Origin of the sequence: Longibacter sp. (assembly GCF_051155795.1) — a bacterium.
Taxonomy (GTDB): domain Bacteria; phylum Bacteroidota; class Rhodothermia; order Rhodothermales; family Salinibacteraceae; genus Longibacter.
The window spans coordinates 1-13,668 of record NZ_DAXETW010000116.1; the positions used below are offsets into that span (position 1 = coordinate 1).

Genomic DNA, 13,668 nt, shown 5'->3' on the forward strand with positions numbered 1-13,668 from the left:
GGGGGCGGGTCTGTCATGGTACCGTCCTGAATTAGGTTTACAGGGAGTGAGACGTTAAACCGAACAGGAGACAAAGATGGCTGAGCGTACGTACAGACGGTATTCGTTAGCCTTCAAGCGCGAGATCGTCCGTCGGGTCGAGTCGGGAGAACTGTCCATCGGTCATGCCCGGCGGCGCTACGGCATTGGGGGTTCGTCGACGGTGCAGCGCTGGCTAAAGACGTACGGCACCAGGGAGCAGGGATGAGCCGTCAGGCCTACTACCAGGGCCGAGTGCGACGGCGGGAACGCGATGAGCGAGAGGCGAAGGCGTTGGAAGTGGTTCGCAACGAGCGCCGCCTGCAAAAGCGTCTGGGCACGCGGAAGCTCTATGAGATGTATTATGAGGTCTTTCGAAAGCTGCTGCTCGGCCGAGATGCTCTCTTCGACCTGTTGCGGCGCACGAAGCTGCTTGTGCGGCCGCGCCGGAGGCGCCACAGCACGACCCACTCCGACCATGGGATGAGGGCTGCCCCCAACCTCGTGGCCGGCCACCAGCCGCCGGGACGGCCCAACGAAGTGTGGGCCTCCGACATCACCTACGTTCGCACGGGTGAGCGCCACTGCTACGCGGCCTTGGTTACTGACTGCTACTCGCGCAAGATCGTGGGCTTTGATCTCTCCGATAGCTTATCGGTCGAGGGCAGCCTGCGAGCGCTACGGCAGGCACTGCGGGCCCGCCGAGGGCAGCAAAGCGAGCCACAGCAAAGCGAGCCGATCCGGCCGCTGATTCATCACAGCGACCGGGGCGTACAGTACACCTGTGGCGCCTACACGACCGCCCTGAGCAGAGCCAACACATTGTCCTCGATGACCTCTCGGGGCAATCCATATGAGAATCCGTTGGCAGAGCGGATCAATGGGATTTTAAAGGACGAGTATGGTCTTGGAGACACATTTGCGGACGTAAGGCAAGCGAAGAACGCTCTCCGCGAGGCAGTGCAGCTCTACGACGAGCACCGCCCTCACAACAGTCTCGGCAAGCGAACACCGGCGATGGCCCATGCCGGGGAAACCGGATGCTATACCCCGCCAGAGGCAGAGATTTATGGAAACGCATTTTGGGACTTGACACATATCATATCCGCCGATCAATGCAACAAAAAACGCCCCGCCGACGAGCGTCGGCGAGGCGTTGCATCCCCCCGGCGTCGGATGGTCGCCTGTGTCCCGAAGAACGACAAGCGAGCCAATCCGAGCGCCGGTTTCACCCCCTTCGGTGAAAGTCAATGTTGTGGTTGGCCTGCGTTGAAGGGTGTCAGGGCCACCATGTGTACATCCCCGGGAGCAGTAACGAGACCGTTAGTAGACTACGCTGTAGCATGTAGAAAATCCACGGAGATGTAGAGCGACCGGGGCGGTACGTTCGGACGAGTGGTGCATGCGCCATCGGTGCACGCTGAAGTCCGCGCGTCTGCGTTGCCGGTACACCTGCGGTTCCTCTTAGGGGTGGCGCGTAAGCCCGGGGACGGCGTGAGCGAAAAATGCCCGGCGCCGCCGGAACGGGCGACGCCGGGCACGGGCGATGGGTCGGATCACCGCTGCGTCGTTCGAGCCTTGCTTAGACGCTTGCCGGCTCCAGGGTGGGGCCTGCTGCAGCGATTTCTGCATCGGCGACCTCTTCGTACTGCTTGAAGTGATCCCGGAAGAGCCCGACCAGTTTCTGGGCTTGTTCGTCATAGGCCTCGACGTCGTCCCACGTCTTGCGCGGCTGCAGGATGTTGTCGGGCACGTCAGGGCAATGGAGCGGCACCTGGAAGCCGAAGACCGGGTCCTGCGTCATATCGACGTCCGTCAGCGCACCGTCGTGAATGGCGTCGATGATGGACCGGGTGTGAGGTAGCGGCATCCTGTGGCCAGTCCCATACGGGCCACCGGTGATACCCGTGTTGACGAGCCATGCTTCCGAGCCGTGCTCGCGCATCTTCTCTGCCAGCATCTCTGCGTATACGCTCGGATGCCAGACGAGGAACGCGGCGCCGAACGCAGCGCTGAATGTTGCCTTCGGCTCGGTCACGCCCATTTCCGTGCCCGCCACCTTCGCCGTGTAGCCGCTGATGAAGTGATACATCGCCTGCTCGGGCGTCAGTTTGGCCACTGGCGGCATGACGCCAAACGCGTCGTACGTCAGGAAGATGATGTTGTCCGGGTGGTCGCCCATCGCCGGGATCTTCGCGTTTGGAATGTACTCCAGCGGGTATGACGCCCGCGTGTTCTGTGTAATCGACGTGTCGGAGTAAGCGACCGCGCGCGTCCCCGGGTCGACGACTACGTTTTCCAGGACCGTGCCGTAGCGGATGGCCTGGTAGATCTCCGGCTCCTTCTCCGCCGATAGGTCGATGGCCTTGGCGTAGCAGCCTCCCTCAATGTTGAAGACACCCTCGTCGCTCCAGCAATGTTCGTCGTCACCGATGAGCATCCGGTTCGGGTCGGCCGAGAGAGTTGTTTTTCCCGTGCCCGACAGGCCAAAGAAAAGCGACACGTCGCCGTCGTCGCCCTCGTTGGCGGAGCAGTGCATCGACAGCACACCGCGCTTGGGCATGAGGTAATGCATCACGGTGAAGATGCCTTTCTTCATTTCCCCGGCGTACTCCGTACCGAGAATCACCATCTCGCTGTCTTCAAACGAGACGTCGACGCTTGTTTTCGACGTCATATGCTGCGTTTGCCGGTTGGCGGGAAACTGGCCGGCGTTGTAGATCACGAAGTCCGGCTCGCCGAAGTCGGCCAGTTCCTCCCGGGTCGGGCGGATCAGCATGTTATGCATGAAGAGCGCGTGGTACGGCCGGGAGCAGATGATGCGCGCCTTCAGGCGGTGCTTCGGGTCCCACCCGGCAAACCCGTCGATCACGTATAACCGGTTGCGCGTGTTAAGGTAGTCCTGCGCCCGTTCGCGGTTGATCTGAAACGTGTGGGTGTCGATTTCCATGTTGATCGGCCCCCACCAGATATCGTCTTCGCTTTCCGGGTGGCGAACGATGCGCTTATCGGCGGGACTGCGGCCCGTCTTTTCGCCGGATTCAATGCGAAGCGCCCCGGTCCGCGTAATGCGAGCGGACGGGTCGACACGTACCGCTTCTTCGTAAAGTTCGGCAGGCGTCGCGTTGCGGAGGACGTCGTCGACGTCGATGCCGTGTGCAGAAAGATTAATGTCAGACATAAAGACTGTCCCTGTCAGAAGGGTCGATCGGTCGGGTGGAAACGGTGAGTAATGAGGTCCGTCAGGCGGCGAGCCCGGAGCGGAGAAAGCGGTCAGAGCGGTGAATTGAGGGCGGCATGTAAATAGCGGCGATGCGTGCGGGTTTGTGCAGACCGGTAGATGCAGCGCGGCGTTCGACCCGTTGATCGGGGCTTCGGACGGGCAGCATCCATCTGTCAATATGCGACTCCGAAGGGAAGATCGGCATCGGTTGGCACACGGTATATCGTGTGGGGTCAAGCCCTACAGTGGAGAGTCTAAAATGCGGGCGGAAGTGTCAAGGGTCAGGCCGAGATGCAACGTGCGAAATTAGAGCATGGACGTTCGAATCGCGCGCTTCCGCCGATTACCGTTCGGCCTGCGCAGGTAGGTCGGCCACCGTCATGGTGCTGGTGGCGGTTCGTCCCCGGGTTTCGGGCGCGTACATCATTTCGGCTTCGGCGGGTGGATGCGTGTACGTGCCGCGGGTGGTCGCACGGGCGACGTACGTATAGGCATGTTCGCCCTGGCGGAGATAGTCGGCGAAGAGCAGAACACGATCATCGCGCGTCTCGGTGTGGTTGAACGATCCCCACCAGCGGTCGGTGCCCATCTCTGCATTGTCCGTCACGTCCTCTCGCGTCGTCGCAAAATCGGCGTTGATGGGTTCGAGTCCTGCCGGTAGCGCATCGTCGACGACGACGTAGTTTCTTGCCGTGGGGGTGGTCAGGCGAAGGCGGACCCGGACGAGTTGGCCCGGCGACAGCCTGATGCGGTCGCGGCCGGTGGTCATCCATTCGCCCACGGGCGTCCCGCTGTTGTCCAGCCGCTGGATTCGGCGTTCGACCACCATCCCCTGGTCGCTCGCCTCGACGGGCTCGGCGGTATAGGTCTGCAGCCGGAGCGAGTAGTAGACTCTACCCTCCCCGTCCTTCGCCACGGTGACTGGTACCTCACGGCCGGACGGCATGGCGTCGAGGCCGACCGTATCCGTTGCAACGTCCAGGCTCCGCCCCTGGAAGGATCTCTCGAGGACGGTCTGCCCGGCCAGCTTGACCTGCGCGCTGAAGTCGGGCGTCGTCGTTTCGTACGCGTCGAAGTACACCCGAAGCGCGTCCACGGCCGCCGCATTGTCCTGGGTCGATGCCCAGTGTCCGTTCTGCCGTTCGCGCATCAGGTAGCGAACCATCCGTTCGGCGACCGGCTGGAAATCATCGCTGGCATCGCTTTCGATCAGCGCCGTGAGGCCGAACGCAGTGGCGCGAACATCACTGGAGAAGATCCACCGGTAGTCATCCCGGTCCGGGGCGTCGAGGTAGGCCCGTGTCGCTTCCACGCGAATGCGGTTCCGGAGGCGATCCGCGATCGACGGCTCGAAGCGCGAGAGGGCATCATGGTCGGCCGTTATGATCGCCCGCAACAGGAAGCTGAGCCCCTCCGGCGAGGCGGGTGGATCGGAGGCGAGCGCGTCAATTTCTCCTTCCAGCACTCGTCCGTGCCGGGCAAGCGCGTACAGCATCTGAGCCCGCGTCGTTTTCCACACGGCGGCGGAGTAGTAGTCTGGGCGGTCGCTCGGATTGCGAACGTACTGCTCGACGGCCGCCAGCGTCTTCTCGGTCAGCGACGACGGGGTCCTGTATCCGGCCTCCCGGGCGTCCGCCAGGGCCAGAAGCACGTACCCTGTGACGAACGGGTTGTCGTGCCGGCTTCCTTGCCAGAGCGAAAACCCGTCGCCGGTCCAGAAGGATCGGAGCGACTGGAGCCACGTCTGGATGGCTTCATTGCGGTCGCCATCGACGACGTCCAGGTCGAATGCGTCGACGACATCGTTGGCCAGTAGCAACGGCCGGATACGCGACGTCGTCTGCTCCAGGCAGCCATACGGATAGTCGAAGAGGTGTTCGATGGCTCCGTCCAGGCCGACGAGTGCGGTGCTCGACAGCTTCACGCTGAACTGGCCTGCTCCGGGCAGGGCGTTGGCGGGAAGGACGATCGCCTCATCCTGACGCGTCTCCGTGGAGGAAAACGTCCCATCCGCCAGCTTCGTCCGCGGGAGTTGAATGGGGAGTGTGGTGCGGAAGGCATCCGTCTCGCCGTTCAGCGACGCGCGGAAGCGTACCGAGGCCTGACCGGGATTCCGTGCGGTCCAGTCGAATCGCACTTCGCGGGTGGCACCGGCTGGAAGCTCAACGGTCCGCGTCGCATCCCCGGTGAGCGTGATGCCGCCCTCGGGGTCGGCGGTCACCTCCACGGTCCCGCCGGTGTCGGTTCGGTTGGAGACGAGCACGCCCGCCTCGAAGTCGTCGCCCAACCGGGCAAACCGAGGCATCGCTTGCTTCAACACGAGCGGTTTGGTCACGACGATGTTGGCCTGACCCTTGCCGAACGACTGGTCGCGCGACGCGGCGGCGGCCATCAGGCGGAAGGTGGTCAGGCTCTCCGGCAGATCAAACGTGACCTCCGCGCGGCCGCTGCCGTCCGTCTGGATCGACGGTGCCCAGTGCGCGAGGGGCCGAAAGTCCGTACGAACGACGTTCTGTCCCATGCCGCCGCCCCCGCCGGGGTCTTCAGCTTTCTGTCCATAGTTTCGCTGTTCGACCATCTCAGCGCGGAGCTCGCTCGTGGTTACGTTCAGGGGGCGCGGACCGTAGAACGTCCCGAAGGGATCGGGGAGTGAGTAGCCGATCAGGTCGAGCACACCGGCATCCGCTGCGGAGAATGTGATCTCGCCCGGCACGCCGTTCCCGGAGGCGTCGGTCAACCGGAGGTCCACGGTGATCTCTTCCCCGGGCCGGTACTGCGTTTCCTCTGGCGAGACGTCCACGCGGAGGTGCTTCTCGTCGGCGTCGACGCGAAGGCTTGTGTACCCGATCTTGAACCCGGGCGCGCCGGGGTCGCTCGTCTTCTGCGGGGGCGCCGTTCGCCCGCTCAGGAGGATAACGCTCACGTAAATGTTGGGCAGGTGCGCGTCCGTAATCGGGAGGTCGATTTGCGGCGCCGTCTTGTCGATGTCGATCACGCGGCTGGACAGGATGCCTTCCCGTTCGACCGTCACGAGTGCGCGGGCCTTCTCGTACGGGGACTGGACGAGCAGGCGCGCGGTTTCACCCGGCGTGTAGGTTTCCTTGTCCGGGGTCAAGGTGATGCGATCGTCGTCGTCACGGCGCCAGGCGACGTAGCCCCGGCCCGTGGCGTACGCATGGGTGTCGCTCCGGATCGTGTTGCCGCGCAGGTCCCGAGCACGGGCACGGATCTCGTACCGCCCTCCGCGCGGAAGAACCATGCTCATGCGTCGCGCTTCGGACGCGGAGGTCGTAATGTCGGTGCTGTAGACGACGTTTTCCGTCTTCTCGCTACGCCAGCGAAGACGGCCGTCGGCTCCGACCTCCTGCACGCTGTTCCACTGCACATGTACGACCTCGATCGTGACGTCCTTCCCGCCGACAGGCGAGCCGGCCGGGTCCGTCGTGATGACGTCAACGGAGAAGGTGGTGTCGCGGGAGAGGTCGAGGAAGGTCGTTTCGGGTTTGAGGCCGACGTAAAACAGGCCGGGATGCATCGTCGACGCGGCCTCGGCGCTCATGGTCTGATCCGTCGGGCTCGTCACAGTACCGCTCCACGTCAGGCGCACCGGGCTCCCCTCGCTATTTCCTTCGAGTTGCTTGCGGACGGTGACGACACCGGTCGAGTCGAGCGGCCCTTCCCCTCGGGTGATGGTGCCGTACTGTCGCGCGGCCGTCGGGCCGAACTGATACGCGGGGTAGCCGGGCGGCGTGTAGCGCGTGTCGCTCATCGACAGGCGGTACTCGGCCGGCTGCCCTTCCATGCTGGCCCCGAACAGGTAGCGCCCGGCGATGGTGCCCTCGAAAAAGTCCCCCGCAACGTACTGTAGGGACGACGTTGTGGCATCCACGTCCAGGGTGGCGCGTCGGAAGTCCTCGACGCGGAAGGACCCGTACTCGATCGTCTCGTCGTCGTGCCGGAGGCGAACCGTGTAGCGACCCCTCGGGGCGTCCGGCGGAAGGTCCCACGACAGATCGAACGCACCCATCCGGTCGGGCGTGAACGTCTCCGTCAACACGTCTTCGTTCCGGGGGTCGCTGATCTGCACCTCGATGGCATCCGACAGGTTGGCCCAGGCGCCGTCCGTTTTCTGGCGGGCCATCGCCTTGAGGTGGACGGTCTCTCCGACCTTGTACAGGCCCCGGTCGGAAAAAACGAGCGCCTTCTCCGTTTGTGCGTCCGGGCCGAGGTCGTAGTTGATGCCGAAGCGATACGGCTCCACACCGCTGTCGAATCGGCTGCTGGTCACGGCCACGTCGCCGCCGTGCTCGACGATGACGAACTGCTCCGGTGCACGGTAGTCGGACGACTTCGGGATGCCCAGGGCCCACCATCCCGGTGTCTGTGCCCGCCCGTTTGCGTCCGTCGTACCGCTCCACAGCACGTCGTTGTCCGGCCCGCGGATCTCAACCGATGCACCGCGTATCGGGGTGGCGTCATTCAGTCGCGTGACGAAGATCAGGTTCTGATGCGGGCTGAACTTCCCCGTGACGCCGAGCGAAGTGACCTGAGCAAGGGCTTCGTAATCCATGTCGTAGTCCGAGTCCGGGCGGTCCCAGCGCACGTTGATGCCCACCAGCCCGGTGCTGTCGGCGAGCATGGAGTCGAGACGCATGGGAACCACCGAGGGCGCATTGCGCGGAAGATCGAAGTCCCAGTACCGCGTACGCGGAATGGTTTCCTCGAAGTAGGTTTCCCGTTCACTCCCGTATTGGCGAAACTGGCTCAGGAGGGGCACCACCTCGTCCTTCGAAAACGCCCGCATTCCCACGTCAATGCCGCCGGCGTTCGTGGCGCGGACCGGAATGATCGGGTACTGATCCGATTCGATGACCATCATGCCCTGGTCCATCTGGAGCTGCGGGCGGTACGCACGGGTGCGGAAACGCCGCTGAAACGTGGGCATCTCCTGTCCGAAACCGTCGGTCAGCCCGTCGATCCGGACCTTATAGCTGGTTTCGGCTTCAAACGGCAGCGGCAGCCGGTGAACGGTCGTTTCGTTCTCGGCGCGTGCGTCGAGAGATTCGGGCCAGTCGACCGCCGGCTCAAAGGTGAGGGATTTTTTCAGGTCCCCGAGCGAAACGGGCGTCGAGAAGCCCAGGGTGATGCCGTTGGCTGGATAGAACTGCGCATCAAACCCGCGACCGCCCTGATTCATTTCCGTGATCGATAGGTCGGGGCGAATGCGGAACCGGATGTCTTTCGGTTCAGCGAGCCCGAGCGCCCCGGTCGTCGTCGGCAGTCCCTCGCCGAGCGTGACCTGCACCTCCGTCCCTTTCGGAAGCCGTTGGCCGGGGACGAGGGTGAGCAGCGTGTCGTTGATTTGCTCCAGGCGGTAGGGCGACGGGCGCGTCGAGGTTTCGACGGAAACGAACGGCTCGGCGGCAGACGCGCGGACGGGGAGGGAGAAGGCAAGGTGCACGCTGTCGCCCGGCTCAACGAAGCGCGCTTGATCCCGAGGCCGCGATTCGGTGAGACGCGGCCGCTCCGTTTCGAAGGTCCAGGTGACGGGCGTCCCGAGCGTCTCGTCTTCCAGCGAGGTGATGTCGCCGGCCAGTGTGGCTGTCACCACGGTTGCAGGCGGGAGGTCCTCGGCGGGTTGAAAGACGAGCGTTTGCGTGCCTTCCCAGCGGAGCGAGCCGGGGACGGACGGATCCAGCGTGATGGCGTCGGGGCGAACGTTCGGCTCGGACCCGAGCGCGATCATGGGACGGGAAAACGTGGCGGTGACCGGTGGCCGCGCGGTTGGATTGTGCATGACGCCTGAAGGCGACGTGCTGAGAACGCGGAGCGGTCCGTCCTGCGTAGGCGTGTAGGTCGCGGCCTCGTCCGATCGCGCCGGCATGTCGGCACTCCCCACATCGTACCCCTGCGTCCGGAGGGCCGCCTGCGACACCTCCTCGTTGCTGCCACCGCAGTGCGCAAGCATGAACGCCATCACAAGAACGCAGGCGAAGACGGCGAATCGCGGAAGCACATTCGGGCGCAGCATGGGACACGGGTGAATCGAAAGGGACGGGGAAACCGCACGGCAAACCGTGGGCTGCGCTGCGACGGAAGGGGGTCGCCAATGAGCAACGGACCCGCAGGTAACGTATGAAAACGGGGCCGGTTATCCAACTTGTTGACGCCGATCGTTCGGCAATCGACGGAGCGACGCCCTCCTGCATCGACGCTCCGCCCGCTCGCTGTTCCCCGGCATTTGAACACTCGTGCCTCGCACGAAAACTTCCTATGATCACTATTCCCGGGAGCGCGATTATCAGGGCGCTTCGTTCTGCGCCCAGCCGGCCGTCTCGGGCGTATCGTGAACCGTCACAGCGGCCTGCCGGCTGCGGTATCGCGTCCCGTCGGGGCCGATGGCTCGCAGGTGGATCGTGTGGCGGCCGGGTTCGAGGCGCCACCGGGCGTCCCGGTAATCGCCTTGGATCCGTTCGCCGTCGATGATCCAGTGCACATCGTGCCACGTGCCTGGAGCGGTGCCGCGAAGGTGGACGCGCTGAAAGGAATCGCGGAGGACGGGGTCGAGATGGAAGTTCGCTCCTGAAAGCGGGTAGTGAATGGCAAGGCGGTCGGTGGTGCGCCAGGAAGTTTGTGGAGCCTCACTCCGTGCAGCCTCGTGGGTAATGTCGGGAGGGAGCGGCATCCCGTGTTCGCGCATCCAGGCGTGATATGGCGGCGGATAGACGGTATAGGCGCGTTCACGAAGGTCGTCGGCCGGCGTCGCTTCGGTGGCAAGAAGGCCGGACCGCTCGTCGATGGCGATGCGCCGGTGCACATTGCACGTGTCGCCCGCGGCCGGGGCCGTGCCGGGCAGGAACCATTCGGCGCGCTTCGTTGGGCAGAAGGTGCCGGGACGGCGGCCGCTCGCCGGGCAGATCTCCACGGACTGTAGGCCGGCCGTCGATGGGTCGGGGAAGGCGCCTCCCGGCCCGAGGTGTGACACGACTGCGTGGAAAAGCGGGCCAGCACCCGTAACGCCGCTGATCCGACGCATCGGCGATCCGTCGAAGTTTCCAACCCACACGACGACCGTATAGTCTGGCGTGAAGCCGGCGGTCCAGTTGTCGCGGTAGTCCTTTGAGGTGCCGGTCTTGGCTGCCACGGGAAAGGGGAAGTCGAGCGGTCCGTGGCGGCCGAAGGCTTCGGCGCGGGCGTACGGATCGCTGAGGATGTCTGTGACGATGCGGAGGGCGCCGGGGGAGAGGTTCATCGGACGTGCGGCGTCGCCCGGCACGTGGATCGTGTCTTCATCCGTCGTGCGGGACCACAGCACGGAGCGAAGGCCTGGAAGGGTGCCGCCCCGGGCGATGCCGGCATAGGCACGCGCCAGGTGAAGCGGGCGTACGTCGCCGTTCCCGAGCGTGAGACCGACGCCGTAGTGCTCCGGCTCACGGTCGAGGGAGGTCAGTCCGGCGTTCCGCAGCGTGCGGAGCACGTCTCCCGCACCGAGCTTCTGCGCCACGCGCACCGCGGGGATGTTGTAGCTGTTCGCCAGCGCTTCGCGAAGAGGCGTCGGGCCGTGCAGCGTGCCGTCATAATTGGTCGGCGTAAAGGCACCGCCGGCTCCCGGCACGTTGAGTTCGATGTCTGGGAGGATAGAGGCGGCTGTCTTGAGCCGGGTGTCGAGAGCACGCGCATACACGAACGGCTTCAGCGTGGAGCCCGGCTGGCGGCGCATCCGAACGCCGTCGTTCTGGCCGGCGATGTTGTCGTTCCAGAAATCAGCGCTCCCGACGTATGCGCGGATGGCTCCGGTTCGGTTCTCCAGAATGACGACCGCGGCGTTCGTCACGCGGTCGCCGTCCAGACGCTTCATGTGCGATCGCACCCGCTGCTCCACGGCATGCTGCAGTTTGGCATCGAGCGTGGTGCGGAGTTCGACGGGCGGCGCGCTGCCGGAGCTCGAAGCGCGGCGGTCCGGGTCATCGAGGCCCCGATGCACACGCAGCCATTCGGTGAAGTGCGGAGCGCGAAAGACCTGGCGGGGACGATTCAGATCGAGCGGAAGGGACGCCAGGCGGTCGGCTTCCTCGCGGGTCAGGTCGCCGGCCCGGGCCATGGCATCAAGCACGGACCGCTGGCGCTGGCGGGCCCGATCGAGATGACGAAACGGGTCGTAACGCGACGGGCTCTGGGGAAGGCCGACGAGAAACGCGGATTCAGCCCGCGTCAGGTCGATCGCATGTTTCCCGAAGTAGAGCCGCGCGGCGGACTCGATCCCGTGGGTATGATTCCCATACGACACGCGATTCAGCCATGCGCTCAGAATCCGGTCCTTCGACCATCGAAGGTCAACGCGGACGGCGAGGTGAGCCTCGACGATTTTGTCCCACCATCCTCGCTCCCGGGTGTTGCGGAGGCGTCGGGCAACCTGCATCGTGAGGGTAGATGCCCCGCTGACGACCCGGCCCTCGCGCAGATTCGACCGAAGTGCGCGCAGGACGGCGAGCGGGTCGACGCCGGGATGCCGGTAGAAGCGGCGGTCTTCTGTTGCGATGAGGGCCGCGAGGACGGACGTATCGACGGCGGCGAGCGGCACCGGTCGGCCTCGCCCGTCTGGACGGATCTCGCGGAGTACCTGGCCGGAGCGATCCGTGATCTTGAGACTGACGACCCCGCTCGGGGCATCAGCCGTGGGCGGGAGCGGCCAGGCCAGGGAGAGCATGCCCACAAGCAGGATGCCGAGGACACAGGCTCGGATCGGGTGCCGGCGCAGCGTGTCCCAAGCCTGCCTACTGAGGCGGGGAAAGCGGGCGGCAGCGTCCATCACGAGCGGGATCGGATGTCGATGAGAAAAGGGAAGCTGATGCGTCGCGTGCTCAGTCAACGCCCAGCACCTTGTGAGTTTGCACGCTCACCCGCCAGTTGGGATGGTCGAGTGCGAGGTCGACGGCCAGCTGCATTGCCTCGTCCAGTCGAGGGCCGTCTTCGGGCTGCAACCAGAGAAGCCGTCGCAGCCCGGCGCCCAGTTCGTGACGGGTGGCGCGATCGGCAAACGCTGCGTACGCCTCGGGCCGGTAGTCCGGCACCACCAGCTTTAGCTCGTCGTATCGTTCCACAACCAGCTCATCCTCCGGTAACTTGGGGCTACATACGATCCAGTCCGGCGGGACGACCCGCTGCGCCTCCCCGTCCCAAAACGTATCCTCCAGGCGTATCGTACCGTTCGTCTCGCAGGCGACCTCGAACCCGGCGTCGTGGAGCGCGCGCACGAGCGTCGAATCGAGCTGGAGTAGTGGCTCACCGCCGGTGATGACACAGAAGTCGATGCCGTTCCCGACCGATTGCATTCGGGCGACGAGGTCATCAACCGAATACGTTTCTGCTCCTTCTTTCGTGAAGTCGGTATCGCACCAGAGCGGGCAGTCGGCCCCCGTGCGTTCGGCGTCGCGCTCGCGGTCGTCCTCGTAACCGCTCCACATGTTGCAGCCCACCATCCGCACGAACACGGCCGGCCGGCCCGCCCAGAATCCTTCTCCCTGCACGGTGCGAAAGACTTCCTTGACGTGGTAGGTGGGCGACGGAGTGGTCGAAGAGGACGCGGATGAAGGGGCTACCGCCCCGGATACGACCGGCGCGGTTGATGCCGGCGCGTTTGATCCGGGCACATTGTCGCCTGCCGGCGTGCTGTCGGAGGAGGCGGAAAAGACCATGCGTTGAAGATGGAAGGCGATAGACGAGGTGCGTCGAGCGGCAGCCGCGGTGAAGGGGGACGGAATTCCTTCGCGGCGGCGAACCGGACGGTGCGATCACAGGTTTCTCAACAACATACGTGGATGTCGTCGTAAGATCACGCAGAATGGAGCGTTCCGCCGTCGATGCGCGGCGCCCGTACGTCCTTTCCCGCCAACCCACCGACCCTATGAGTTCCTCGAACGACCGCGATCTGGAAAAGGTCTACCAGGACCTGGAAGAACAGGCCGTCCGGCACACGCGTCTGGCACTCGATCACATGAAGCAATACGGCATCGAGCCGGAAGGGGAGGTGCGACCGTTTCTTCCGCCGTCGGAACGAAATGAGGAGATCAAACGGCTTCCGTACGAGCACGACGCGCGTCAGGTGGTCACGTATGAGACGGAGGCGGGCGAATTTTCTGCGCTCTGCCCGTTCTCCGGACTCCCCGATTTCGGCACGCTCCGCATCGAGTACGTGCCGGGCGACTGGATCGTCGAGCTGAAGAGCCTGAAATACTACATCGTCTCGTGGCGCCAGGTCGGTGCGGCGCAGGAAGACCTGACGCCGATCATTTTCGACGACCTGATGCAACACCTCGACAACCCGGAGTATCTGGTCGTTACCACGGAGTACAACGTGCGCGGGGGCATCAACACCACGTGCACAATCGACTCACGACAGCAATGAGCGGTGTCGCGGACCGGATGCC

The 13,668-nt window shown here is 64.5% G+C and carries 5 protein-coding genes and 1 pseudogene; 2 read left to right on the top strand and 4 right to left on the bottom strand.

From position 1 onward, the window contains the following. Positions 1-76: 76 nt before the first annotated feature. Positions 77-1,050: pseudogene (locus ACFCU0_RS11885) on the top strand (IS3 family transposase); the annotation flags it as partial. Between the two features lie 550 nt (positions 1,051-1,600). Here the strand turns inward: ACFCU0_RS11885 and pckA are convergent. From pckA to ACFCU0_RS11905, 4 genes are all read right to left on the bottom strand, one after another. After that, a complete protein-coding gene (gene pckA / locus ACFCU0_RS11890) occupies positions 1,601-3,199 on the bottom strand; it encodes a phosphoenolpyruvate carboxykinase (ATP) (RefSeq protein WP_434973893.1) in 1,599 nt (532 codons plus the stop codon). A gap of 385 nt (positions 3,200-3,584) precedes the next feature. Next, positions 3,585-9,272, bottom strand: coding sequence for an MG2 domain-containing protein (locus tag ACFCU0_RS11895; protein WP_434973894.1), 5,688 nt, complete (start codon positions 9,270-9,272; stop codon positions 3,585-3,587). A 270-nt stretch (positions 9,273-9,542) separates the two neighbouring features. Next, on the bottom strand, positions 9,543-12,050 hold the full coding sequence (gene pbpC / locus ACFCU0_RS11900; RefSeq protein ID WP_434973923.1) for a penicillin-binding protein 1C: 2,508 nt from the start codon (positions 12,048-12,050) through the stop codon (positions 9,543-9,545). A gap of 52 nt (positions 12,051-12,102) precedes the next feature. Continuing rightward, complete coding sequence (locus ACFCU0_RS11905) at positions 12,103-12,936, bottom strand: 7-carboxy-7-deazaguanine synthase QueE (RefSeq protein ID WP_434973895.1); 834 nt, start codon at positions 12,934-12,936, stop codon at positions 12,103-12,105. A gap of 209 nt (positions 12,937-13,145) precedes the next feature. On the opposite strand from ACFCU0_RS11905, the gene queF reads away from it, so the two are divergent. Further along, on the top strand, positions 13,146-13,646 hold the full coding sequence (queF, locus tag ACFCU0_RS11910; protein ID WP_434973896.1) for a preQ(1) synthase: 501 nt from the start codon (positions 13,146-13,148) through the stop codon (positions 13,644-13,646). The last annotated feature ends 22 nt before the right edge of the window (positions 13,647-13,668 follow it).

Bases quoted from the DNA above. Each gene is read 5' to 3' on its own strand.
- pbpC (WP_434973923.1), bottom strand. From the start codon at position 12,050: ATGGACGCTGCCGCCCGCTTTCCCCGCCTCAGTAGGCAGGCTTGGGAC.
- queF (WP_434973896.1), top strand. From the start codon at position 13,146: ATGAGTTCCTCGAACGACCGCGATCTGGAAAAGGTCTACCAGGACCTG.
- ACFCU0_RS11895 (WP_434973894.1), bottom strand. From the start codon at position 9,272: ATGCTGCGCCCGAATGTGCTTCCGCGATTCGCCGTCTTCGCCTGCGTT.
- pckA (WP_434973893.1), bottom strand. From the start codon at position 3,199: ATGTCTGACATTAATCTTTCTGCACACGGCATCGACGTCGACGACGTC.
- ACFCU0_RS11905 (WP_434973895.1), bottom strand. From the start codon at position 12,936: ATGGTCTTTTCCGCCTCCTCCGACAGCACGCCGGCAGGCGACAATGTG.